Below are 22,970 nucleotides of genomic sequence, written 5' to 3' on the forward strand. Positions count from 1 at the left end.
CATACGCAACTGATACTGGAAAGCAGCCTGAAGACGCGAAAACTAGAACTACAGCCCCTCGCCGCCGCCTACATGACCACACTTCGAATCATGTAGTGTTTTCAGTCTATTGATGCTGAATCTGAACGCCAGTCCCTTTTCAGAAAAGAGACATGAAAGCATGTGGAAACATGAAAGGGGCTGGCCGCGAGCATTGCCTTAAGCGACTCTAAGACAAGGGTTTTTACCGCCCGCGGCCTGTTAATAAATAATCAGGAATTATTTTTGGATTTTGCCGATGAGGAGGCCGACTTTGCCGGTTTGGCATCGGAATCGCCTTCGAATCTGGCAAGACGTGCTTCAAGTGCTTCGATTCTTGCCAGCAACGCACTGTTTTCGGCGCGCGCCTTGATGGCCATTTCACGCACCGCTTCGAAGTCTTCGCGCTGCACCACGTCGAGCGTGTTGAGCACGCGCTCGCTTTGCGAACGCAGAGCCGTTTCCACTTCACGGCGCACGCCTTGCGCCGCGCCTGCCGCATCCGTCACAAGCTTGGCGAGTTCATCGAGAACCCGGTTTTGTCCGCTGGTCATGGCAATCGTTCCTTATTTCCAGGAGAGACCTGTTGAAAACATAAAATGGAAATAGGGCCGTCTCAGTTCCGATGCAAGCGCAGCTATAGAAAGTGATCATGTTGGCAGAGTGGTTTCCGTGAAGATTGAATCGTCGTAACCGCTCTGGCTTTTTGTTTTAACGCACGTCCTATCCGAAAACCGCTTTGCACTTTTCGGAACGTGCTCTAGGCGATGACAGACATGGAGCAGGACAGCTTGACCGTTGCCGGTTCGTCCAGCATGTTCCGTCACAAAATGGAGTGATTTCATGATAGAGACGTTGCTGCCCGCCTCGGCCCTCGCCTTTCCGAATATTGACCCGGTGATCTTTTCCATCGGACCGCTGGCCGTGCACTGGTACGGGCTCGGCTATGTCGTCGGCATCATGTTCGCGTGGTGGTATGGCAAGAAGCTTCTGCGCAGCCATCGCCTCTGGGCGCATAACCAGCCGCCCATGGCGCCCGAAGCCCTCGACGATTTCGTCATCTGGGCAGCGCTCGGCGTCGTGCTGGGCGGTCGCATCGGCTATGTGCTCTTCTATAATTTCTCCTATTATATCTCCAATCCGATCGCCATTCCCGCGGTCTGGGACGGCGGCATGTCGTTCCATGGCGGTATTCTCGGCACCACCATCGCCATGATCCTGTTTGCGCGCTCGCGCGGCATCAGGGTCTGGAGCATGTTCGATGTGGTTGCTGCCGGTGTGCCGGTCGGTCTTGGCGTGGTGCGCGTTGCAAACTTCATCAATTCCGAACTCTGGGGCCGTGTCAGCGATGCGCCATGGGCTGTCTATTTCCCGAATGGCGGGCCGCTGCCGCGCCATCCAAGCCAGCTTTACGAAGCCTTCCTCGAAGGTTTCGTCCTGTTCTTCGTGCTGTTCCTGTTGGTCTGGGTCGGTCGCAAGCTGAAGAAGCCCGGATTCATCGCAGGCGCATTCGTGACCGGCTATGGCCTCAGCCGCATCGCGGTCGAGTTCTTCCGCGAGCCGGATGCGCAGCTTGGCTATCTGGTCGGCGGTTGGCTGACCATGGGCATGGTGCTTTCAGTGCCAATGGTGCTGATCGGCCTGTGGGCCATGTGGCGCGCCAACCGCGCAGCTGCCAAAGATGCCTGAGACGACGCTGAAAGACCGGCTGAAACGTCTGATCGGCACAACGGGACCGATCAGCGTCGCCGATTACATGGCCGCCTGTCTGGGCGACCGCGAATCCGGCTATTACACGACCCGCGAACCCTTTGGCCGCGAGGGCGATTTCATCACCGCGCCTGAAGTCAGCCAGATGTTCGGCGAGTTGATCGGCATCTGGTGTGTCGCGGAATGGGACGCGCTTGGTCGCCCTGCCAACACGTTGCTGTGCGAAATCGGCCCCGGACGCGGCACGCTGATGAGCGATATGCTGCGCACGATCAGCAAGCTCGCGCCGCAAATGCTGCCGGGCCTGCGCGTCGCCATGGTCGAGACCAGCGCACGCCTTGTCGAAAAGCAGAAACAAAAGCTGGCGGATTTGGGCGTATCCGTCACGTGGTTCGAACGCTTTACAGATGTTGACGCCGATACGCCCGATGCACCGTTGATCCTCGTATCGAATGAGCTGTTCGACGCCATTCCGTTCCGGCAGTTCGTGAAGTCCAACGGGCGCTTCGTGGAGCGGCTGATAGGGCTTGATGATCAGGATCAGTTCCATTTTGTCAGCGGCGCGGGCGGGATCGACCCGGCGCTTTTACCGGAAGACCATGCACAGGTGCCTGAAGGCACAATCTTCGAGGCGGCCCCGGCGCGAACTGCCCTGTTGCAGGAAATCGCGCAACGTATTGCAACGACGCGCGGCGCAGCACTCAACATCGATTATGGCCATCTGCAATCCGGCTTTGGCGATACGCTGCAAGCCATGCTCAAACACGCCTATGACGATGTTTTTGCCCATCCAGGCAATGCCGATCTGACCAGCCATGTCGATTTCGACATTCTTGGACAGGCTGCACGCGCCGCTGGCTGCAAGACCGGCACCATGACGCAAGGCGAGTTTTTGCTGGCTATGGGGCTGCTCGATCGCGCAGGCCGTCTGGGCACCGGGCGCGATGCCGCCTTTCAGGAAAAGATCCGGCAGGATGTGGAGCGTTTGGCAGCGCCCGATCAGATGGGCACCTTGTTCAAGGTGCTGGCATTCAGCGACCGCGACACCCGCCTCATTCCTTTCGAGACAGCCTGACTGTCAATTGCTCTTCAAAAAGCTGCAATTGACAAGACAACCTGCCTCCCCCACCATCCCGATCCACGCGTCTGAGCATGATCTTTTCGGAAAGCCGGTTCCCACTTTTCCGGATTATGCTCGGTCTAACAAGGCCAATACATCATGACTGACACGCCGCAACCGCTCCGCTCGCCTCTGCTCGACAAGCCCGCCGGTCAGGCCGGGAAGCGCATTGCGCACGGCTTTTTCACGCGCAAAGGCGGCGTTTCGGACGGTATCTATGCCGGGCTGAATGTCGGTGCCGGATCGGATGACGTGGCAGAACATGTCGCGGAAAACCGCCGCCGGGTGGCAGAATCGCTTGGCGTTGCGCCAGACCATCTTTTGACCGTGCATCAGGTTCATTCGCCCGATGTGCTGCATGTGACCGCGCCTTTCGATTCGCCACGCCCCAAGGCCGATGCCATGGTGACCACTGTTCCCGGCATTGCGCTCGGCGCGCTTTCTGCCGATTGCGGTCCTGTTCTGTTTGCCGATCATGAGGCCGGTGTCATCGGTTCCGCCCATGCAGGCTGGCGCGGTGCATTCAGCGGCGTGCTGGAAAACACCATCGACGCCATGATCGGCCTCGGCGCAAAGCGTGAGAACATCGTTGCGGTCCTCGGACCGACAATCGGTCCCGACAATTATGAAGTCGGACCGGAATTCTATGCAGAGTTTTTGAGCAAGGACCCTGCCTATGCGCGCTATTTCCGCGCTTCGGACAAGCCGGATCACAAGCTTTTCGATCTGTGGACCTTCATCACCGACCGCCTGACCAAGGCTGGCGTACAGGCCAGCTCCCTTCGCCAGTGCACCTACGCCGATGAAGACCAGTTCTTTTCCTACCGGCGTACCACCCACCGCAAAGAGCCGGATTACGGACGCCAGATTGCAGCCATTGCTATCGTTGCTGCCAAAGATTCCATTTGAGGAGAACCGCATGGCCCTTCACTTCGAGCCGGAAGAATTCGCCGCACGCCGCGACCGTCTGATCTTGAAGATGGAGGAGGAAAAGCTCGATGCTCTCCTGCTGTTCGCACAGGAAAGCATGTACTGGCTGACGGGCTATGACACGTTCGGCTTCTGCTTCTTCCAGTGCCTTGTGGTGAAGGCCGACGGTTCGATGGTGCTGATGACGCGCTCGGCGGATTTGCGCCAGGCGCGCCAGACCTCGAATATCGAGAACATCGTCGTCTGGACCGACCGCGACAATGCCAATCCGGCAGCGGACCTGCGCACCATCCTGACCGAGCTTGATCTGCTCGGCACCCGCATCGGTATCGAATACCAGACCCATGGCCTCACCGGCGCAAATGCCCGCAGGCTCGACGAGCAATTGCAGAGCTTTGCCAAATTGTTCGATGCGTCCGGCATGGTGGACCGCCTGCGCCTTTTGAAAAGCCCGGCGGAAATCACCTATGCCAGGCGCGCGGCGCAGCTGGGTGACGACGCGCTCGACGCAGCGCTGAAGACCACACGGGCCGGCGCAAGCGAAGCCGTTATTCTGGCCGCGATGATGAGCGCCAATTTCGCTGGCGACGGTGACTATCCGGCCAATGAATATATCATCGGCTCGGGCGAAGATGCCCTGCTCTGCCGCTATAAATCCGGTCGCCGCACGCTCGATGCCAATGACCAGCTCACGCTCGAATGGTCGGGTGTGTTCCGCCATTATCACGCGCCGATGATGCGCACGATCCTGATCGGCCAGCCGACAGAGCATCACGTCAAGCTTTACGACGCCGCCCGCGAGGCGCTGGAAGCCGTCGAGGCGGCGATGACACCGGCTTCAACATTCGGTGATGTATTCGACGCCCATGCCCGCACCATGGAGGCACACGGGCTGACACGCCACCGCCTGAATGCCTGCGGCTATTCGGTCGGCGCGCGCTTCACACCGTCATGGATGGACCCGCAAATGTTCTATGCAGGCAATCCGGAGAGCATTCAGCCCGATATGACGCTCTTCGCGCATATGATCATCATGGATTCCGACAGCGGCGCTGCAATGACGCTCGGACAGACATACCTCACAACAAATGGTGCGGCTCAGCCATTATCCCGCCATTCTCTTGATATGCTTATCGCCTGACATCATTGTCAAACGGCCCACGATCGGCGATAAATCGGCCTGACGTGAGAACCGCCTGTATTTTCAGGACTATGCGTTTTCAGGAGCATGAAGCCGAACATGAACAAGGCACATATTTCGATGATGCTGTTGCTTGCCGGAGCGCTCGCTGCCTGCAACAGCACAGAATCCGCACTGAACGTGCAGGGCTCTGGCCAAAACACAAGCCAAGCCTCTGGCCAAACCACAGGCCAGGCTGTCGGCCAGACCGCCGGACAACCGGCTAACGGTCAGGCAACGACGCCGGGCGCTGTGACGACACCCGGAACCACAACGCCTGCGACCACACCGGGGCGCACGGCGACGCTGAAGCCGGGCAAGCTGCACATTGCGCCCATTGTCGGCGCGCCCGTCAATGTCGTGACGCCGCTGACCCATCGCATGAATGACGATGCCAAGGCCAAGGGCGTGGAGCTGGCAGGCGCCAATGACACGAGTGCTGCCTATGTCATGAAGGGGTACTTCTCGGTTCTCTCGGAAGACAACCAGACGACCGTGCTCTATGTCTGGGATGTGCTGGACGCTTCCGGCAACCGGTTGCACCGCATTCAGGGGCAGGAGAAAGTGCAAGGCGCAGCGGCAGACTCATGGAGCGTAGTGCAGCCCGCCACGATGCAGGCCATCGCCGACCGCACCATGCAGGAATATTCTACCTGGCTTGCGGCAAATCGCGCATAAACTATGAGCATTTTCAGCAAGGAACTGAAATCCCTTACTGAATCCCCGCTTTTTGACACGCGGAAAGGCCGGAAATCCGGCCTTTTTCAACAATTGTGAACAGTCGGGCCTTGCAATGACGATGACTCTTTGCAATAGGCCGCACATTCGAGAAAACCTTGTAAGCTGCTGTACTTAACCTGACCGGCCAAAAGTACGCGGCTTTAAAGTTTTTAAAGGATGACGTTGCTGGGCCCCGCATCGTTGCGGTCCATGCGCGAAACAAGATTACGTCCGTTATACGGACTTTTTGCGACAGAACGAAACCGCAAACCTATCGCATCGGCTCAGAGGCAAAAAGAATGAAACTTTTCGCAGGCAACTCCAACCGGGCACTTGCCGAATCCGTTGCTAAATATCTCAACATCCCGCTCGGCAAGGCTAGCGTTCGCCGCTTCGCCGATCAGGAGATTTTCGTAGAGATCCAGGAAAACGTGCGCGGCGAAGACGTGTTCGTTCTGCAATCGACTTCCTATCCGGCAAACGATCACCTGATGGAACTGCTCATCATGATCGATGCCTTCCGCCGTTCGTCGGCGCGCCGCATCACCGCCGTCCTGCCTTATTTCGGTTATGCCCGTCAGGACCGCAAGCCCGGCCCGCGCACGCCGATCTCGGCAAAGCTGGTTGCCAATCTCATCACCGAAGCCGGTGCAAACCGCGTTCTGACCCTTGATCTTCATGCCGGTCAGATTCAGGGCTTCTTCGATATCCCGACCGACAATCTCTATGCCGTTCCGGTTATCGCGCGTGACGTGAAGGCCAATTACGCAACCGGCAACTGCATGGTTGTATCGCCGGACGTCGGCGGCGTGGTTCGTGCCCGCTCGCTGGCCAAGCGCATCGACGCGCAGCTCGCCATCGTCGACAAGCGCCGCGAACGTCCGGGTGAATCGGAAGTCATGAACGTCATCGGTGAAGTGGCTGGCAAAGATTGTCTGCTGTTCGACGATATCGTTGATTCCGGCGGCACGCTCTGCAACGCAGCCGAGGCCCTCCTGGCCAAGGGCGCGAACAGCGTCACCGCTTACATCACGCATGGTGTTCTGTCCGGCGGCGCCGTTGCCCGTATCGCCTCTTCGAAGCTGAAGGAACTGGTGATCACCGATTCCATCCAGCCGACCACCGCGATCAACGATGCACCGAATATCCGCGTGCTCTCTATCTCCGATCTGATCGGCGAAGCCATTGCGCGTACGGCAGCGGAAGAATCCGTTTCGAGCCTGTTCGACTAAAATATCAAGCGGATCACAATTCCGAGGCATGCCGCAAGCAACAGCACCAGCGGCATGTTGAGCCTCAGGACGACAAGCAACAATGCCGCCGCGCCTGCGATCAGGACGGCGGCATTGTCTATTGTGCTCCAGACCGGCAAGGGCACGCTGAACGGCCCGACTGCCTTATCCAGCACCTGTGCAAACAGCACATGCAGCGAGAACCACAGCGCCAGATTGGCGATCACGCCCACGACCGCCGCCGTGATGCCGCTCAGCATGGCAGAAAGCCAGCGCACCTGGCGCAGCCGCTCCACGAAGGGCGCGCCCGCCAAAATCCATAGAAAACACGGCACGAAGGTAAACCACAGCGCAATGATGCCGCCGACAAGGCCGCCCAGAATTGGCGGCAGGCCCGACAGGTTTGCGGCCCCCACAAAGCCAACGAAAACCAGCACGAGGATCAGCGGTCCCGGCGTGGTTTCGGCCAGCCCCAGCCCGGTCAGCATTTCGCCGGGCTTCATCCAGCCGAAATGCTCGACCGCCTGTTGCGCCGTATAGGACAGCGCGGCATAGGCACCGCCGAAAGTCACCGCAGCGAGCTTTGAAAAGAACGCCGCTTCCTGCACGAAGACATGAGCGCCGCCGAAAGCCACATAGAGAAGAACGAGCGGTGCGAGCCAAAGCCCGCCCCAGACCAGCGTTTGCTGCGTGAACTCGCGCAATGCGCCGGGCGTCGCCTCGCCCAAACCAGCGCCCGCCCCGCTGCCCTGAAGGATATGGCGCAAGCCGCCTGCCATCGCCGCCAGCAGAACGACGAACGGAAACGGCAGTTTCAAAAGCGCTATGGCAATAAACGCCGCAATCGCCACTGCATAGGAAAAACCGGAAGCAAGCGTGCGTTTCGCCATGCGGTAAAGCGCTTCGAACACCACAGCCAGCACCGCTGCCTTGAGGCCGAACAGCAAGCCTGCCACCATCTCCACATGCCCGAAGGCAATATAAAGCGCGGAGAGCGCAAGCATCACGATAGCGCCGGGCAGCACGAACAGAAGCCCCGCCAGCAGGCCGCCGCGCCAGCCTTTGACGACCCAGCCCGAATAGGTCGCAAGCTGCATGGCTTCCGGCCCGGGCAACAACATGCAGAAGTTCAGCGCATGGATCAGCCGTTCCTGATCCATCCATTTTTTCTCATCCACGATGATGCGTTGCAGCATGGCGATCTGGGCGGCGGGGCCACCGAAAGACAGCAGACCCACTTTGCCGAAAGTCGTGAAGAGTTCTTTGAAACCTGGCTGCTTTACTGGCTCTGTCACGCTGCTGCCCTGAATGATCCGTTTCGCAAGCTGTCGGCGAGGATCATTACAGGTTCATGACAGTTTTCACAGGCAGCAACTTGGCCCTACTCGGCGGCTGCGCCCTCTTCCGCCAGATCGTCCGGAGCGTTGGGATCACCCGGTGCCGTTTCGCAAGCAAGATCAGGGAAATTGACAATGCGCATTCCCTTGAAATCATTGCGGACAACGAGAAGCCCGCGCTCCTCGAAGTACGTCAGCAGACGCCGGGCGCGGCTGAACGAATGCGTACCATAGGCGCGGGCCAGCGCCGCATCGGACGGGCAAGGCGCACCGGTCACCGCCGCCTGCGCGACGATCAGGAACACGCCCTGCACATCGTCGGTGAGGCTTTCCGACAGTGACAGCGCCTGCTGCCACGTTTCGCCGCTGGCCACATCGCTTTCAATACTGGCCTGCGCCACCGCAAGCCTGCGGCGGAAGGCCGGCAAGGCCAGCGGTTCGCCCGGAACCCGATGAATGCGGCAGCGCACCAGAAAGTCCTGATAGAGAACGGCCACAGACCGGAACGAGGCCTCCGGATCATCCACAATCTCGCGCATGACCTTATCGAGTAGCTCGTCGCGTTCCGCTTCAACGATACCCGGAAAGAGCGGCGCTTCGACCGGCTCTGCTTCCGGCTTCGGCTTGGCCACTTGCGCCAGAATTTCCGCCGTGGATGGCGGCGGCGGTGGTGGTGGCGTGCGGCGCACGACGGCGCGGATTTCCTGCGGCGCAGGCGTAAAGATCAGATCGAGCGCATCTTCCGGCGCATCGGGCAGCGGCATGAGCTTCGGCGATGACGAACGCGCGGAGGTTTGCACCTTGCCGATGCGGATCGGCAGCGGGCGTCGCGAGAGTGCCGGTCCAAGCGCCACAAAATGTCCGCGCTCCAGATCGCGGAACATTTCCGCCTGCTTGCGCTCCATGCCGAGCAGATCGGCGGCGCGGGCCATGTCGATATCGAGGAAGGTGCGGCCCATGAGAAAATTGGAGGCTTCAGCAGCCACGTTCTTGGCAAGCTTGGCCAGACGCTGCGTGGCAATGACACCAGCCAGTCCGCGCTTGCGCCCCCGACACATGAGGTTCGTCATCGCGCCGAGCGATAGCTTGCGCGCTTCGTCGGACACTTCACCAGCGGCGGCAGGCGCAAAAAGCTGTGCTTCGTCCACCACCACGAGCATCGGATACCAGTAATCGCGTTCGGCATCGAAAAGACCGCCAAGGAAAGCCGCTGCCGAGCGCATTTGCTGCTCGACATCGAGACCTTCCAGATTGAGCACCACCGAAACACGGTGCTGGCGGATACGTCCGGCAATACGGGTCAATTCGGCTTCGGTGCGGGCAGCATCCACGACGACATGGCCGTAAAGATCGGCCAGCGTGACAAAGTCCCCTTCCGGGTCGACAATGCATTGCTGCACCCATTGCGCGCTCTGCTCGAGCAGGCGACGCAAAAGATGCGACTTGCCGGAGCCGGAATTGCCCTGAACGAGCAGGCGCGTGGCGAGAAGCTCCTCAAGATCAAGCATGGCCTGCTTGCCACCGCCAAGCGCCGCTGCCGAGGCAGAACCGCTTCCAGCAACAGCACCCATGTCGATACCGACCTGCATCTCGCCTCCTTGATTGAAAATGACAGGAACAGACGACTCGCACGGCCAGGCCAGCGGTCGATCAGGCATTCGCTTAACATCTTTGACGCAGCCAATGCCACCGGTTATGAGAAATGCCCACAGATGCCGGGCGCGGCAATCGCTGGCAGGCCAAAAAACTTGCGCTGCTGCACGCTATGGTCTATAGCCACCGCCATCCGCGTAGACACCCTTGGAGGCAACGCGGAATGGAGCGGTCCGGTCTTTCACCTTGTGACAGACGATACGGGCTGTTTCATGTCGTTTGTTGAAGCATGATCCCGAAAAGTGGAAACCGGTTTTCGGTCAAGATCAGGCGCAAAAATTACAACGAGCGACACTCCAATAACTTTGAAAGGAAATGCCATGAGCGAATCATACGTGCTCAAGGCCGATCTGCGTACCCGGGTTGGTAAGGGGTCCTCCCGCGAACTGCGTCGCAACGGCCAGATTCCTGCAGTCATCTATGGCGACAAGCAGGAGCCCCTCGCAATCGCCGTCTCCTACAAGGAGATCTACTACAAGATTCATGGCGGTGGTTTTAAGACCACGGTTGCCACGGTCGAAGTAGACGGCAAGAAGATTCAGGTCCTCCCGAAGGACTACCAGATGGACCCAGTCCGCGACTTCCCGCAGCATGTCGACTTCCTGCGCGTTTCCGCAAAGTCGGTCGTTCACGTGAACGTTCCTGTTCACTTCAAGAACGAAGAAGCTGCACCGGGCATCAAGCGCGGCGGCGTTCTCAACATCGTTCGTCACGACGTTGAACTGATCGTTCCGGCCAATGCAATTCCGGAAGCGCTCGAATTCGACCTGACCGGCCTTGAAATCGGTGACTCCGTCCACATTTCGGCAATCAAGCTGCCGAAGGGCGTGACGCCTGCGATCCACGATCGCGACTTCACCATCGCCACCATTGCTGCTCCTGCCGGCCTGAAGTCGGACGAAGCTGCTGCTGAAGGCGCTGAAGAAGAAGCCAAGGACGGCGAATAATCGCTTTCCGCATTTTAGGGGCTCTGAACCATGCTGCTCATCGCAGGTCTTGGCAATCCGGGCCCCAAATATGCGCATAACCGGCATAATATCGGTTTCATGGCGGCGGATGAAATATTCCGCCGCCATCGCTTTTCCAACTGGCAGAAGAAGTTTCAGGCCGAGATCGCCGATGGCGTGATCGACGGCGAAAAAGTGCTGCTGATCAAGCCGCAGACTTTCATGAACCTCTCGGGCCAGTCCATCGGCGAGGCCATGCGCTTTTACAAGCTCACCTCTGCCGACCTCGTCGTCATCTATGACGAACTCGACCTTATTCCGGGCAAGCTGCGCATCAAGACCGGCGGCGGCTCCGGCGGCCATAACGGCATCAAATCCATCGACGCGCATGTGCAGTCCTTCCCCGGCGGCCAGAATTATCGCCGCATGCGGCTTGGCATCGGCCATCCGGGCGCGAAGGAACTCGTGCATAATTATGTCCTCGGCGATTTTGCCAAGGCCGACAATGAATGGCTGGACACGCTTCTGGGCGCTGTCGCCGACAATGTGGGCCTGCTTGCCAAGCCGGGTGACGACAACAGCTTCATGAACCGCATTGCGCTTGCCATGGGCGACGGCAATCAGCGGCCAAGCGGTTTCAAGGCCGATCCCGCGCAGTCGGACAAGGCTCCGCCAAAGGCGCAGAGCCATATCCGTCAGGCGCGGCAGAACCAGAAGAAACCGGCCATTCCTGAAAGCGGCCCTATGGCTGAAATGCTGAAAAAGCTGCTGGGCAAGAAGGACTGAAGCATTTCCAGTAAAAGCGCGAAGCGGTTTTGCGTGGGAGAATGCGTAAAAATAAGCCGTTCCCAAGGGCGCGACGCCTCCGCCTCTTGACGCTTCACACCTCAATGTCGCATAGCGACGGTAATTCTATTCTAGTCTGACAGGTACGATCATGGGTTTCAAATGCGGCATCGTCGGTCTGCCAAATGTTGGCAAGTCGACGCTTTTCAACGCGCTGACCAAAACGGCCGCCGCACAGGCCGCAAACTATCCGTTCTGCACCATCGAGCCGAACACCGGCGAAGTGGCAGTTCCGGATCCGCGCCAGAACGAACTTGCCAGGATCGCCGGGTCAAAGGAAATCATCCCGACCCGCATCAACTTCGTTGACATTGCGGGCCTCGTCCGCGGAGCCTCGAAGGGCGAAGGTCTCGGCAACCAGTTCCTCGCCAATATCCGCGAAGTCGATGCCATCGTGCATGTGCTGCGCTGCTTTGAAGATGACGACATCACCCATGTCGAAGGTCGTATCGATCCCGTATCGGACGCGCAGACGGTTGAAACCGAACTGATGCTGTCGGACCTCGAAAGCATCGAGCGCCGCATCGTGCAGATCCGCAAGCGCGCCACCGGCAAGGACAAGGAAGCCCTCACCATTCTGCCGGTGATGGAAGCAGCGCTTGAACTGCTCCAGAATGGTCAGCCGGTTCGCCTGATGCTGAAGGATATCGCAGCAGAAGATCTGCTGACGCTGAAGGGTCTGAACCTTCTCACTTCCAAGCCTGTGCTCTATGTCTGCAATGTCGCCGAAGGTGATGCTGCCAAGGGCAACGCGTATAGCGCTGCTGTCGAAAAGATGGCCGAGGAACAGGGTGCGCAGACGGTCATCATCTCCGCTGCCATCGAAGCAGAAGTTGCCCAGCTGCCAGATGAGGAAGCCAGGGAATATCTGAAGAGCATGGACCTTGAGGAACCGGGCCTCGACCGCCTGATCCGTGCCGGTTACAAACTGCTCGACCTCATCACCTATTTCACCGCCGGACCGAAGGAAACCCGTGCCTGGACCATCCGTCGCGGCACCAAGGCTCCCGGCGCTGCCGGTGTGATCCACACCGATTTCGAGCGCGGTTTCATTCGAGCCCAGACCATCGCCTATGAAGACTACGTCAAATACAACGGCGAAGTCGGCGCCAAGGAAGCGGGCAAGGCCAGAGACGAAGGCAAGGAATACATCGTCCATGACGGCGATGTGATGCTGTTCCGCTTCAACACCTGATACGATCAGGCCGCCGCATCCCGGCGGCCTTTGCATATTTAGAGCATTTCCGGAAACCGGTTTGGAGGAGATCGAGGGTGAGCAAGCCCCAGCTGAAATACGCCTATGAGGATATGGTGCCGGGACTGAAAATCCCTTTCGGTCCGCGCACGATCAACAAGGAAGAGATCATCGAATTCGCAAGCGCATTCGATCCGCAGCCCTTCCACCTTGATGAGGAAGCAGGCAAAGCCAGCGTGCTTGGCGGTCTTGCCGCCTCAGGCTGGCAGACCGTATCGCTGATCATGCGCCTCGTCTGCGACGCCTTTCTCACCAACTCCACGTCGCAAGGCGGCCCCGGCGTTGAATTCACCCGCTGGAAGCGCCCGGTTCTCGCTGGTGACACGCTGAGCGGTGTTTCCACGGTTATCGACCGCCGCCTTTCCAAGAGCCGCCCCGAAATCGGTTTCGTCACCCTGCATCACGCGCTGGTCAATCAACGCGGCGAAACCGTGTGCGAAATGCAGCATCCTTGCATGATGGGACGCCGTGACTACGACGCGGCACACGAAGCCGAAGCCAAGGCGGGTGCATGATGAGCTATCTTGAAGACAATCTCGGTCGGGAACTGGACATCGGCAGCTACACTTTCACCGCCGAAGAGATCATCGACTTTGCCACAAAGTATGATCCGCAACCGTTTCATCTCGATGCTGAAGCTGCAAAGAACAGCCTGTTCGGCGGCCTGTGCGCCTCTGGCTGGCACACGACAGCGGTATTCATGAAGCTGAATGTCGCCTCCATCGTGCAGGCAACCAAGGACGCGTTGAAGCGCGGCGAGACGCCGCCGACTTTCGGCCCCTCGCCCGGCTTTGAAAACCTGAAATGGTCAAAGCCTGTCTATGCCGGAGATACCATCACCTATAAGCGCACCGTCCATGCGCTGCGCCCGCTCGCTTCCCGCCCGGGCTGGTCGATGCTGGCGATGAGCAGCCGCGCCTTCAACCAGAATGGCGAGGAAGTGCTGTCCTTCGAAAACGCGGCTATGGTCAAGCTGCCATAAGCCAGTAAGGCCAATCATTGCTTTGGCCATTTGGCGAAAATCGCCTCCCTCGCCGCTCTGGATGCGGCGAGGCGTTCGCGTCCAAGCGCCAGAATTTCAGGTCGCGCCTGATCGGGCGTTCCGGAATGAAATGGAGGTGCAGGTGCGTATTCCAGTGTCAGTTGCACAGTTTCCGCTTCCGCCCGCCCGAATAGCTCTTCGAGAATAGACAGTCCAAAGTCGATCCCCGACGTGACGCCACCTGCCGTGATGATATTGCCGTCCTGCACGACGCGTCCTTTGGTCGGTATCGCACCGAAATGCTCCAGAAAATCCATCGCATTCCAGTGAGTCGTCGCTCTTTTCCCCGTCAGGAGTCCTGCAGCGCCAAGAACCAAGGCACCCGTGCACACGGAGGTGACATAGCGTGCATTGCGCGCCTGCTCGCGCACAAAATCCAGCACGACCGTATCCGTCAATAGTGGATTTACACCACCTCCGCCCGGAATGCAGATGACATCCAGCGGCGGGCAATCATCGAATGTAGCCGTGGGGACAAAGGTAAGTCCCGAAGAGGAAATAACCGGATTGCGATCTTTCCAGATCAGGTGAACATCCGTTCCTTCCGCCGACGAGAAAATGTCGTGCGGCCCTGTCAGATCGAGTTGCTGAATGGATGGAAATATCAGAAACCCGATCGTCAAAGTCATCGCAACATCCTTTGTAAAACTTCGCCCTCAGTCGCCTTCGAATGAAACCAGCGTGCGCACGGGCACGCCGAGCGCTTCCAGCTTCTTGCGTCCGCCGAGATCTGGCAGATCGATGATGAAGCAGGCGGCGACGATGTTCGCCCCCATCTGCAACAACAGCTTGGCAGCGGCTTCCGCCGTACCGCCGGTGGCGATCAGATCGTCGACGAGGATGATGCGCTCGCCCTTCTCGATTGCGTCGCGATGCATCTCCATTTCGTCGATGCCATATTCAAGGCTGTAGGCAATACGCACCGTATCGCGCGGCAGCTTGCCCTTTTTGCGGATCGGCACGAAACCAGCGGAGATCTGGTGCGCAATGGCGCCGCCAAGAATGAAGCCGCGGGCTTCAATGCCTGCAACCTTATCCACCTTGTTACCAGCAAAAGGATAGACCAGTTCGTCGACCGAGCGGCGGAATGCCTGCGCGTCGCCCATGAGGGTCGTTACGTCGCGGAACTGCACGCCGGGTTTGGGATAGTCCGGAATGGTTCTGATGGCATCCTTCAAGGTGGCTTTGAGCCCGGATTCCATTGTCGGTCCTTTCAATTTGAACTTTCAGCAACGACGGAACACCTCGACTGGAGAGCGGTCCCGTGACCTGCATCCCTTCCTCGTCAACGCGCCCGGCAAGGCGATCAAGACGCCTCTGGCTGTTACGCTCTTTTCAATCACGATATCGCAGCCACGCCAAGCTTATTCGCGCATGCGCGAGCAAAACGGCAGCTCTGGCGGCGGGTCAGACCGCTATTGACTGTAAATCAGCACCCCACAAACAAAAAGGGCGCCTTTTCGGGCGCCCTCTATTCAAAGATCAGCTGATTGCTCAGTGCTTCACATCAGACCAGATCGACCGCTTGGCGATATAGGCCAGACCCGCAAAGAGAATCAGGAACACAATCACCCGGAAGCCAGTGCGCTTGCGCTGTTCCAGATGCGGTTCTGCTGCCCACATCAGGAAAGCCGAAACGTCACGCGCATACTGGTCCACCGTCTGCGGCGAGCCGTCATCATAGGTCACCTGACCGTCATTGAGCGGCTTGGCCATGGCAAGCGCCTTTGCCGAGATGAAGTACGGATTATAGTGCGTACCTTCGGCAATCTGCATGCCCGCTGGCGGCTGCTCATCGAAGCCGGTCAACAGTGAATGGATGTAGTCCGGACCACCTTCGGCATATTGCGTGAAGATGTCGAAGATGAACTGCGGGAAGCCGCGTTCCACTGCGCGCGCCTTGGCGATCAGCGAAAAGTCAGGCGGAGCCGCACCATTGTTTGCAGCCGCAGCAGCGGCCGCATTCGGGAATGGCGCCGGGAAATGGTCGGTCGGCAACGCCTTGCGGGTGAACATTTCACCTTCGCCATTCGGGCCGTCCTGCACTTCGTATTCGGCAGCCAGCGCCTTCACCTGTTCCGGCGAATAGCCGAGGTCTTCCAGCGTACGGAAGGCCACCAGGTTCATGGAATGGCAGGCCGAGCATACTTCCTTATAGACCTTCAGACCGCGCTGCAGCTGTCCCTTGTCATAGGTGCCGAACGGGCCGGCAAAGCTCCACTTTTCCTGCTTTGGATGGTGGATCGGGAAATGCGTCGGTTCCGCCGCATTGCCGCCCTCCTCAGCGAAGGCACCGCTCATGGAAAGACCAAGTGCGACCAGCGGAGCGATACCAAAGGCAGCGAAGCTCTTGAGGATGTTTTTCATCGTTACGTCCTTCATATCTCTCGCTGGTTCAGCCCTTGATTTCCACGGGGGCAATCTCGGCCTTGCCTTCGCTCTTTGCCAGCACAGCCTCGGTGATCGAGTTGGGCAGACGCTTCGGCGTCTCGATCAGGCCGAGAACCGGCATGATGACGATGAAGAAAGCGAAATAGTAAAGCGTACCGAGCTGCGCCATGAAGACATAGGAGCCTTCGGCAGGACGCGAACCCAGCCATCCAAGGAAGATGGCGTTGATCACGAAGAGCCAGAAGAACAGCTTGAACCATGGGCGATAGACAGCCGAACGAACCTTCGACGTATCGAGCCACGGAACCACGAAGAGGATAGCGATCGAACCGAACATGGTCAGAACGCCGCCGAGCTTGGAGTCGATCGGGCCGATGTTGAAGGTGATGGCGCGCAGCATCGCGTAGAACGGCAGGAAGTACCATTCAGGAACGATGTGAGCAGGCGTCTTGAGCGAGTCGGCTGGGATATAGTTATCCGGGTGGCCGAGGAAGTTCGGCATGTAGAAGACGAAATAAGCGAAGAACACGAAGAAGACGAGCGCGCCGAAAGCGTCCTTGATGGTCGCATAAGGCGTGAACGAAACCGTGTCGGTCTTCGACTTCACTTCAATGCCGGTCGGATTGGTCTGGCCGGTGACATGCAGCGCCCAGACGTGCAGGACGACAACGCCCGCAATCATGAACGGCAGCAGATAGTGCAGCGAGAAGAAGCGGTTCAGCGTCGGATTGTCCACCGCAAAGCCGCCAAGAAGAAGCTGCTGTATCGGCTCGCCTATGACCGGGAAGGCCGTGAAGAAGCCGGTGATAACCGTTGCGCCCCAGAAGGACATCTGGCCCCACGGCAGCACGTAACCCATGAAGGCGGTCGCCATCATGAGAAGGAAGATCACCACACCGAGGATCCACAGAAGCTCGCGCGGCGCCTTGTAGGAGCCGTAGTAGAGACCGCGTGCAATATGCAGGTAAACAGCGATGAAGAAGAAGGATGCACCGTTGGAGTGCATGTAGCGCAGAAGCCAGCCGGAGTTGACGTCGCGCATGATCTTTTCGACGGAATTGAACGCAATGCCCGTATCCGCAGCATAGTGCATCGCCAGAACGATGCCGGTCAGAATCTGCGCGATGAGCATGAAGCTCAAAATGCCACCGAAGGTGTACATGTAGTTCAGGTTACGCGGCGTTGGATAGGCCACGAAGGAATCATAGACCAGACGCGGCAAGGGAAGCCGTTCGTCCACCCATTTTTCGATGCCGGTCTTCGGCGTATATGTGGAGTGTCCACCACTCATGTCTTCTCTCCCCAAGACCTGTTTTAGCCGATCCTGATGACCGTATCGGAAGTGAACGCATATTGCGGAATGTGCATGTTTTCCGGTGCCGGGCCGCTGCGGATACGACCCGCAGTGTCATAGGTCGAGCCATGGCATGGGCAGAACCAACCGCCGAATGCGCCGGATTCACCAAGCGGCACGCAACCCAGATGGGTGCAAACGCCAATCATGATGAGCCAGTTTTCCTTGCCTTCACCTGCCGAGCGGGCAACGTCGGTCGCCTGTGCGTCGGATGGAAGGTTGGCATTGCGGGCGACCGGGTCCTTGAGATCACCGAGAGCCGCGCTCTTGCCTTCTTCCACTTCCTTGGCGGAACGGTTGCGGATGAATACCGGCTTGCCGCGCCATTTGACGGTCAGGGACGCGCCTTCTGCGAGAGAAGAAACGTCGACTTCGATGGAAGCGGCTGCGAGTGTCGAAGCGTCTGGACGCATCTGGTCGATAAACGGCCATGCCAGTCCGCCAACACCGACCACACCGGCCATTCCCGTCGCAATATAGAGAAAATCACGCCGTGTCGGCTCAGCCGTGTCGTGTGCGCTCACGTGCCAACTCCCTTTTAATCTGCATGTTCAATTGAACTCTCCCCTCGTCCGCTTTTGCACCTGCGCAAAAGTTATCCCGCAAGCGCTCGCAGGACGAAATTCCCTCCATCTCACTATCCGGTTTATGCGTGTAAAAAACGCTTGTCCAGACACCAAGCCCTTAGGACGGCACGATGTCGCAGGCGGATTTGCTTGATTAATTTGATGGATACACAGCAAAGCTGCGGCCAAGGCTAAAGACCGGCCCAGATGACCTGAAGTTTTTAGTTTTCGCCGTTCTCTGCGAGAAACCCGCCTGACTGGCGTGCCCAGAGGCCAGCATAGATACCGCCTTTGGCGATAAGTTCCTCATGCGTGCCCTCTTCGACGATCCGGCCCTGGTCCATGACCACCAGACGGTCGAGTGCGGCAATGGTCGACAGACGATGCGCAATGGCAATCACCGTCTTGCCTTCCATGAGTCGCTTCAGATTTTCCTGTATCGACGCTTCGACTTCCGAATCGAGCGCAGAGGTCGCCTCATCGAGAATCAGAATGGGCGCATCCTTCAGCACGGCGCGTGCAATGGCGATGCGCTGGCGCTGCCCGCCCGACAGTTTCACGCCGCGTTCGCCCACAAAGGCATCGAACGACTTGCGACCCTGAAAATCTTCAAGATTGGCGATGAAGCCGCCTCTGCCTGCCGGGTGGCCTTCTGCAATTCCTCGTCGGTGGCATCGTCACGGGTCAGCATGATATTATCGCGCAGTGAGCGATGCAAAAGTGCCGTTTCCTGACTGACGACCGCAAAGGCGTGGCGGAGTGAGGTCTGCGTGACATCGCGTATATCCTGCCCATCCACCGCGATGGAGCCCTTTTCAACATCGTAGAGGCGCAGGATCAGGTTGACGAGCGTGGTCTTGCCCGCGCCGGAATGGCCGACCAGCCCCACGCGCTCGCCGCCCCGTACCGTCAGATTGATGTTCTGGAGAACGCCCGCGCCCTTGCCGTAGTGGAACGTCACGTCGCGCACATCGATGCGCGCATCGCTAACCACCAAAGGCTTTGCGCCCGGCCGGTCTTCAAGGCCGAGCGGCGCGGAGACGAGGCGCATCGAATTCTCGATCAACCCCAGTTGGCGCAACATGCCGTTGAGCTGCATCATCAGGCGTCCGAGCAGCATGTTGAGACGCAGCACCAGACCAAGCGTGAAAGACACCTGACCGACCGTGATGGCATCCTTTGTCCACAGATCGATGGCAATCGCCGCAACGCTCACGATCATCAGGCCGGACAAGGCAGTCAGCGACACACGCACACCGGTCAACGACCGCATGAAAGGCAGGATCGCCGCGAGATAGCGTTCGAAACCATCACGCAGATAGCGCTCGTCATCATCCGCAGTGTTGAGCTTGATGGTCTGAATGTTGGAATAGCTGTCGACGATCCGCCCGTTGATCATGGAACCCGCTTCGGCAGAAGCTTCTGCATTCTTGCGGATTCGCGGCAGAAAGCGCCATGCGATGAAGCCGAAAGCGATAATCCAGACGATGACCGCTGCGGCCAGCCGCCAGTCGAGCCGACCGACCAGAAACAGCGTGGTGACGCTGTAGATCGTCATGAACCAGACGGACTGGATGAGACTTTCGATCAGGTCGCCCGCCGCCTGCCCGGCCTGCCAGACCTTTGTGGCGATACGCCCCGCGAAATCATTCTGGAAAAAGGCATAGGACTGGCGCAGCACATAGGAATTCGCCTGCCAGCGGATCATGTTATAGAAGCCGGGCGACATGGTCTGGTCTTCCAGCAAGGTCGTTGCCGCGGTGACGACCAGCCGGATCACCAGAACTGTGAAGCCCATGAAAAGAAGCTCGGGCCCGGCAGCCTCGATGAGCGCAGACCAGCTGCGCTCTATGGTGCCTCTGCCAGCCTGATCCAGAATATCAACCAGACGCCCGGTGAAATAGAACAGTGCAGCTTCTACCAGCGGCAGAAGCCCGCCTGCCGCAAGCGCTGCGGCAAGCGGCCATTTGGCCTGGCGCGCATAGTGCCAGAGGAAAGCCATTGTGGTTGAAGGCGGTCTCAGATTGTCCGGTTCACGGAAGGGATCAACCCAACGTTCGAACAGGCTGTAGACCGCTTTCATCAATAGCGTTTTCCTTACTTGACCAGCGCATCCTCGGAATTGTCTTCGAAGCCGAGGAACCCGCCGGATTGACGCGCCCATAGACTTGCATAAATGCCGCCGAGCGCAACAAGTTCCTCATGCGTGCCGTCTTCGACGATCCGCCCTTTGTCCATGACGATCAGGCGATCAAGCGCGGCAATGGTGGAAAGACGATGTGCAATCGCAATGACCGTCTTGCCTTCCATCAGCGTATTGAGGCTGTCCTGAATGGCCGCTTCCACTTCCGAATCGAGCGCGGATGTTGCCTCGTCGAGAATGAGGATCGGCGCATCTTTCAACATCACACGCGCAATGGCGATACGCTGGCGCTGACCACCGGACAGCTTGACGCCGCGCTCGCCAACATGCGCTTCCAGTCCGCGCCGTCCCTTCGGATCGGTGAGGAGCGGAACAAACTGGTCTGCCTGCGCAAGACGGATCGCCTGCTGCAACATTTCCTCGGTCGCATCGGGCCTGCCATACATGATGTTTTCGCGCACGGTGCGGTGCAGAAGCGACGTGTCCTGCGTGACCATGCCGATATTGGCGCGCAGCGAGTCTTGCGACACTTTCGAAATGTCCTGACCGTCGATCAGAATGCGACCCTTCTCCAGATCGTAGAAGCGCAGCAGCAGATTGACCAGCGTGGACTTGCCGGCACCGGAACGACCGACAAGACCAACTTTCTGGCCCGGCGGAATCTTCAGCGTCAAGTTTTCCAGAACGCCCTTGCCCTTGCCGTAATGGAAGCCGACCTGATCGAAATCCAGTTCACCCTTGGTCACATGCAGCGCCGGAGCATTGGGCACGTCCACCACTTCATGCGCGCGCGCAATCGTGGTGATACCGTCTTCCACCGTGCCGATATTCTCGAACAGCGCCGACATTTCCCACATGATCCATTGCGACATACCGTTGAGGCGCAGCACAAGACCGATGCCGACCGCCACCGCGCCCACCGTCACGGCTTCCTGCATCCAGAGGCCGATACCGATCACACCAACAGCAAACAGCAGCAGGCAGTTCGACACATAGAGTGTGAAGTGGAACATGGTCACGAGACGCATCTGGCGATGCACCGTGCCGAGGAAACCATCGAGGCTTTCGCGCACATAGGATTCCTCGCGGCTCGAATGCGAGAACAGCTTGACGGTCGCTATATTGGTATAGCTGTCAACGATGCGGCCCGTCATGGTCGAGCGCGCATCGGCCTGCTGTTCCGAAATCACCCGCAAACGCGGAATGAAGAAGCGCAGCAGAAGCATATAGACCACGAGCCAGACGAGGAACGGGATCATCAAACGCAGATCGGCGGAGGCCGCGATGAACAGCGTGCCCGCAAAATAGACGATGACATAGTTCAGAACGTCGAGCAGCTTCATCACCGTTTCGCGCACGGCAAGAGCGGTCTGCATCAGCTTGGTTGAAATGCGCCCGGCGAACTCGTCCTGAAAAAACGCCATCGACTGGCGGATCAGATAACGATGCATCAGCCAGCGCACGCGCATGGGATAATTGCCAAGCAGCGTCTGATGGATCACCAGCGAGTGCACCAGCACCACGCCCGGCAAGCCGACCAGCACGACTCCGGCAATCAATGCCAGCCGCCAGCCTTCATTGCTCAGAAAGGTCTCGCGCGACTGGTGGGAAAGCCAGTCCACAATATTGCCCATGAAGGCAAACAGCGACACTTCGATGATTGCAATCAGGGTGGTGAAAATTGCCATGCCGATAATCCACGGCCAGGCGCCGCGGGTATAATAAAGGCAAAACGCGACCAGACCGCGCGGAGGTTCCTGCGGCGGCTCTTCGGGATAGGCATTGAGTCGGTGTTCGAACCACTTAAACATGGCGCTCCTTTTAGGCGGGCCTTGTGCAATTGCCAAGACTTGACCGGAACAAAACAGGAAAATTTTTGCGATCCGACGGGATCTGTAAAGACTATCCGTATCAGGATGTTGACGCATGGACCGCGCCCGATATGCAGCCTTGCGGCGACAGCCATTTCGCGTTACCCGCTTCATATGGATCTGCGCGTCGCCCTTTACCAGCCCGACATTCCCGGCAACACGGGAACAATTCTGCGCATGGCCGCATGTCTCGGCTTTGCCGTAGACCTGATCGAGCCTGCGGGTTTCGACATTTCCGATCGCTCCCTGAAGCGTGCGGGCATGGATTATCTGGCACAGGCCGCGCTGACGCGACACGCCGACTGGAACCATTTCGAAAACTGGCGCAAACAAGCTGGACGCCGCATCGTACTGCTCTCAACCAAGGCTGCAATCCCCTATACAGACTACCGTTTTCAGGGGAATGACATTCTCCTCTTCGGGCGCGAATCCTCCGGCGTGCCGGATGCGATCCACGACAGCGCCGATGCGCGTCTGTTGATCCCGATGGTTCCCGGTACCCGCTCCCTCAATCTTGCGGTTTCGGTCGCCATGACGGCAGGGGAAGCTTTGCGCCAGATGAGAAGCGAAAGTGATTCTGATTCAAAAGCATTTCCAGCAAAAGTGCGAAGCGGTTTTGCGTCGGATAATGCGTGAACTAACAAGACCATAGGCG

Annotated in this window: 22 protein-coding genes and 1 pseudogene; 13 read left to right on the forward strand and 10 right to left on the reverse strand. The window is 58.5% G+C overall.

Translation table 11 applies throughout. The annotated features are described in order from the left end of the window. Positions 1–251: 251 nt before the first annotated feature. Entirely contained in the window at positions 252–572 is a 321-nt protein-coding gene (locus ACTJKP_RS04250) for an accessory factor UbiK family protein (RefSeq protein ID WP_078338737.1), read from the reverse strand. A gap of 289 nt (positions 573–861) precedes the next feature. Between ACTJKP_RS04250 and lgt the strand changes: the two genes are divergently transcribed. The 6 genes from lgt to ACTJKP_RS04280 all read left to right on the forward strand — a co-directional run bounded on the left by lgt (position 862) and on the right by ACTJKP_RS04280 (position 6,910). Next, on the forward strand, positions 862–1,707 hold the full coding sequence (gene lgt / locus ACTJKP_RS04255; protein ID WP_078338738.1) for a prolipoprotein diacylglyceryl transferase: 846 nt from the start codon (positions 862–864) through the stop codon (positions 1,705–1,707). Then, a complete protein-coding gene (locus ACTJKP_RS04260; protein ID WP_440629790.1) occupies positions 1,700–2,803 on the forward strand; it encodes a class I SAM-dependent methyltransferase in 1,104 nt (367 codons plus the stop codon). The genes lgt and ACTJKP_RS04260 overlap by 8 nt, the downstream gene beginning before the upstream one ends. A 144-nt stretch (positions 2,804–2,947) precedes the next feature. Beyond that, the gene (gene pgeF / locus ACTJKP_RS04265; RefSeq protein WP_440629791.1) at positions 2,948–3,757 is read left to right on the forward strand and encodes a peptidoglycan editing factor PgeF; all 810 of its coding nucleotides are present in this window, start codon (positions 2,948–2,950) and stop codon (positions 3,755–3,757) included. Positions 3,758–3,767: 10 nt separating this feature from the next. Beyond that, positions 3,768–4,919, forward strand: coding sequence for a M24 family metallopeptidase (locus tag ACTJKP_RS04270; protein ID WP_440629792.1), 1,152 nt, complete (start codon positions 3,768–3,770; stop codon positions 4,917–4,919). A gap of 87 nt (positions 4,920–5,006) precedes the next feature. After that, positions 5,007–5,636: a hypothetical protein gene (locus ACTJKP_RS04275; RefSeq protein WP_440629793.1), complete on the forward strand. Its 630-nt coding sequence runs from the start codon at positions 5,007–5,009 to the stop codon at positions 5,634–5,636. Between the two features lie 341 nt (positions 5,637–5,977). After that, the gene (locus ACTJKP_RS04280) at positions 5,978–6,910 is read left to right on the forward strand and encodes a ribose-phosphate pyrophosphokinase (RefSeq protein WP_078338743.1); all 933 of its coding nucleotides are present in this window, start codon (positions 5,978–5,980) and stop codon (positions 6,908–6,910) included. Here the strand turns inward: ACTJKP_RS04280 and chrA are convergent. Beyond that, the gene (chrA, locus tag ACTJKP_RS04285; protein WP_440629794.1) at positions 6,907–8,205 is read right to left on the reverse strand and encodes a chromate efflux transporter; all 1,299 of its coding nucleotides are present in this window, start codon (positions 8,203–8,205) and stop codon (positions 6,907–6,909) included. The two genes, ACTJKP_RS04280 and chrA, sit on opposite strands and share 4 nt — an antisense overlap. A gap of 86 nt (positions 8,206–8,291) precedes the next feature. Continuing rightward, entirely contained in the window at positions 8,292–9,836 is a 1,545-nt protein-coding gene (locus ACTJKP_RS04290; RefSeq protein WP_440629795.1) for a helicase HerA domain-containing protein, read from the reverse strand. Between the two features lie 384 nt (positions 9,837–10,220). Between ACTJKP_RS04290 and ACTJKP_RS04295 the strand changes: the two genes are divergently transcribed. The 5 genes from ACTJKP_RS04295 to ACTJKP_RS04315 all read left to right on the forward strand — a co-directional run bounded on the left by ACTJKP_RS04295 (position 10,221) and on the right by ACTJKP_RS04315 (position 13,930). Continuing rightward, complete coding sequence (locus tag ACTJKP_RS04295; RefSeq protein ID WP_440629796.1) at positions 10,221–10,847, forward strand: 50S ribosomal protein L25/general stress protein Ctc; 627 nt, start codon at positions 10,221–10,223, stop codon at positions 10,845–10,847. A 30-nt stretch (positions 10,848–10,877) separates the two neighbouring features. Beyond that, positions 10,878–11,633: an aminoacyl-tRNA hydrolase gene (gene pth, locus ACTJKP_RS04300; protein WP_440629797.1), complete on the forward strand. Its 756-nt coding sequence runs from the start codon at positions 10,878–10,880 to the stop codon at positions 11,631–11,633. A 151-nt stretch (positions 11,634–11,784) separates the two neighbouring features. After that, a complete protein-coding gene (gene ychF / locus ACTJKP_RS04305; protein WP_440629798.1) occupies positions 11,785–12,888 on the forward strand; it encodes a redox-regulated ATPase YchF in 1,104 nt (367 codons plus the stop codon). Between the two features lie 77 nt (positions 12,889–12,965). Continuing rightward, positions 12,966–13,463, forward strand: coding sequence for a MaoC family dehydratase (locus tag ACTJKP_RS04310; protein WP_440629799.1), 498 nt, complete (start codon positions 12,966–12,968; stop codon positions 13,461–13,463). Further along, a complete protein-coding gene (locus tag ACTJKP_RS04315; protein WP_078338750.1) occupies positions 13,463–13,930 on the forward strand; it encodes a MaoC family dehydratase in 468 nt (155 codons plus the stop codon). Before ACTJKP_RS04310 ends, ACTJKP_RS04315 begins: the two co-directional genes overlap by 1 nt. A gap of 14 nt (positions 13,931–13,944) precedes the next feature. On the opposite strand, the gene ACTJKP_RS04320 is transcribed toward ACTJKP_RS04315, so the two are convergent. Further along, positions 13,945–14,619: a DJ-1/PfpI family protein gene (locus tag ACTJKP_RS04320; protein ID WP_440629800.1), complete on the reverse strand. Its 675-nt coding sequence runs from the start codon at positions 14,617–14,619 to the stop codon at positions 13,945–13,947. Positions 14,620–14,646: 27 nt separating this feature from the next. Next, entirely contained in the window at positions 14,647–15,192 is a 546-nt protein-coding gene (locus ACTJKP_RS04325; RefSeq protein ID WP_078338752.1) for an adenine phosphoribosyltransferase, read from the reverse strand. On the opposite strand from ACTJKP_RS04325, the gene ACTJKP_RS04330 reads away from it, so the two are divergent. Continuing rightward, positions 15,155–15,412, forward strand: a complete 258-nt coding sequence (locus tag ACTJKP_RS04330; protein ID WP_440629887.1) for a hypothetical protein — start codon at positions 15,155–15,157, stop codon at positions 15,410–15,412. The two genes, ACTJKP_RS04325 and ACTJKP_RS04330, sit on opposite strands and share 38 nt — an antisense overlap. A gap of 72 nt (positions 15,413–15,484) precedes the next feature. Here ACTJKP_RS04330 and ACTJKP_RS04335 read toward each other — a convergent pair whose 3' ends face one another. From ACTJKP_RS04335 to ACTJKP_RS04355, 5 genes and pseudogenes are all read right to left on the reverse strand, one after another. Beyond that, positions 15,485–16,357, reverse strand: a complete 873-nt coding sequence (locus ACTJKP_RS04335; RefSeq protein WP_176168315.1) for a cytochrome c1 — start codon at positions 16,355–16,357, stop codon at positions 15,485–15,487. A gap of 28 nt (positions 16,358–16,385) precedes the next feature. Then, positions 16,386–17,672 (reverse strand): cytochrome b, encoded by a 1,287-nt coding sequence (locus ACTJKP_RS04340; protein ID WP_078338754.1) that lies wholly within the window; start codon positions 17,670–17,672, stop codon positions 16,386–16,388. A gap of 23 nt (positions 17,673–17,695) precedes the next feature. Next, positions 17,696–18,259, reverse strand: a complete 564-nt coding sequence (gene petA / locus ACTJKP_RS04345) for a ubiquinol-cytochrome c reductase iron-sulfur subunit (RefSeq protein WP_078338755.1) — start codon at positions 18,257–18,259, stop codon at positions 17,696–17,698. Between the two features lie 263 nt (positions 18,260–18,522). Next, positions 18,523–20,384, reverse strand: a pseudogene (locus ACTJKP_RS04350) (ABC transporter ATP-binding protein). Between the two features lie 14 nt (positions 20,385–20,398). Further along, positions 20,399–22,255 (reverse strand): ABC transporter ATP-binding protein, encoded by a 1,857-nt coding sequence (locus ACTJKP_RS04355; protein WP_078338757.1) that lies wholly within the window; start codon positions 22,253–22,255, stop codon positions 20,399–20,401. 174 nt (positions 22,256–22,429) lie between these two features. Here ACTJKP_RS04355 and ACTJKP_RS04360 point away from each other — a divergent pair, with 174 nt between their 5' ends. Then, the gene (locus ACTJKP_RS04360; protein ID WP_440629882.1) at positions 22,430–22,951 is read left to right on the forward strand and encodes a tRNA (cytidine(34)-2'-O)-methyltransferase; all 522 of its coding nucleotides are present in this window, start codon (positions 22,430–22,432) and stop codon (positions 22,949–22,951) included. Positions 22,952–22,970: the final 19 nt, after the last annotated feature.

This window comes from Brucella sp. 22210, assembly GCF_052045675.1.
Classification (GTDB): Bacteria; Pseudomonadota; Alphaproteobacteria; order Rhizobiales; family Rhizobiaceae; genus Brucella.

What these genes read in the sequence shown, in the direction of transcription:
- ACTJKP_RS04315 (WP_078338750.1), top strand. Translation starts at nt 13,463, where the DNA reads ATGAGCTATCTTGAAGACAATCTCGGTCGGGAACTGGACATCGGCAGC.
- pth (WP_440629797.1), top strand. Translation starts at nt 10,878, where the DNA reads ATGCTGCTCATCGCAGGTCTTGGCAATCCGGGCCCCAAATATGCGCAT.
- pgeF (WP_440629791.1), top strand. Translation starts at nt 2,948, where the DNA reads ATGACTGACACGCCGCAACCGCTCCGCTCGCCTCTGCTCGACAAGCCC.
- ACTJKP_RS04330 (WP_440629887.1), top strand. Translation starts at nt 15,155, where the DNA reads ATGGCATCCTTCAAGGTGGCTTTGAGCCCGGATTCCATTGTCGGTCCT.
- ACTJKP_RS04320 (WP_440629800.1), bottom strand. Translation starts at nt 14,619, where the DNA reads ATGACTTTGACGATCGGGTTTCTGATATTTCCATCCATTCAGCAACTC.
- ACTJKP_RS04360 (WP_440629882.1), top strand. Translation starts at nt 22,430, where the DNA reads ATGGATCTGCGCGTCGCCCTTTACCAGCCCGACATTCCCGGCAACACG.
- ACTJKP_RS04295 (WP_440629796.1), top strand. Translation starts at nt 10,221, where the DNA reads ATGAGCGAATCATACGTGCTCAAGGCCGATCTGCGTACCCGGGTTGGT.
- ACTJKP_RS04340 (WP_078338754.1), bottom strand. Translation starts at nt 17,672, where the DNA reads ATGAGTGGTGGACACTCCACATATACGCCGAAGACCGGCATCGAAAAA.
- ACTJKP_RS04325 (WP_078338752.1), bottom strand. Translation starts at nt 15,192, where the DNA reads ATGGAATCCGGGCTCAAAGCCACCTTGAAGGATGCCATCAGAACCATT.
- ACTJKP_RS04335 (WP_176168315.1), bottom strand. Translation starts at nt 16,357, where the DNA reads ATGAAAAACATCCTCAAGAGCTTCGCTGCCTTTGGTATCGCTCCGCTG.
- ychF (WP_440629798.1), top strand. Translation starts at nt 11,785, where the DNA reads ATGGGTTTCAAATGCGGCATCGTCGGTCTGCCAAATGTTGGCAAGTCG.
- ACTJKP_RS04280 (WP_078338743.1), top strand. Translation starts at nt 5,978, where the DNA reads ATGAAACTTTTCGCAGGCAACTCCAACCGGGCACTTGCCGAATCCGTT.
- ACTJKP_RS04260 (WP_440629790.1), top strand. Translation starts at nt 1,700, where the DNA reads ATGCCTGAGACGACGCTGAAAGACCGGCTGAAACGTCTGATCGGCACA.
- ACTJKP_RS04355 (WP_078338757.1), bottom strand. Translation starts at nt 22,255, where the DNA reads ATGTTTAAGTGGTTCGAACACCGACTCAATGCCTATCCCGAAGAGCCG.
- ACTJKP_RS04250 (WP_078338737.1), bottom strand. Translation starts at nt 572, where the DNA reads ATGACCAGCGGACAAAACCGGGTTCTCGATGAACTCGCCAAGCTTGTG.
- ACTJKP_RS04275 (WP_440629793.1), top strand. Translation starts at nt 5,007, where the DNA reads ATGAAGCCGAACATGAACAAGGCACATATTTCGATGATGCTGTTGCTT.
- ACTJKP_RS04290 (WP_440629795.1), bottom strand. Translation starts at nt 9,836, where the DNA reads ATGCAGGTCGGTATCGACATGGGTGCTGTTGCTGGAAGCGGTTCTGCC.
- lgt (WP_078338738.1), top strand. Translation starts at nt 862, where the DNA reads ATGATAGAGACGTTGCTGCCCGCCTCGGCCCTCGCCTTTCCGAATATT.
- ACTJKP_RS04270 (WP_440629792.1), top strand. Translation starts at nt 3,768, where the DNA reads ATGGCCCTTCACTTCGAGCCGGAAGAATTCGCCGCACGCCGCGACCGT.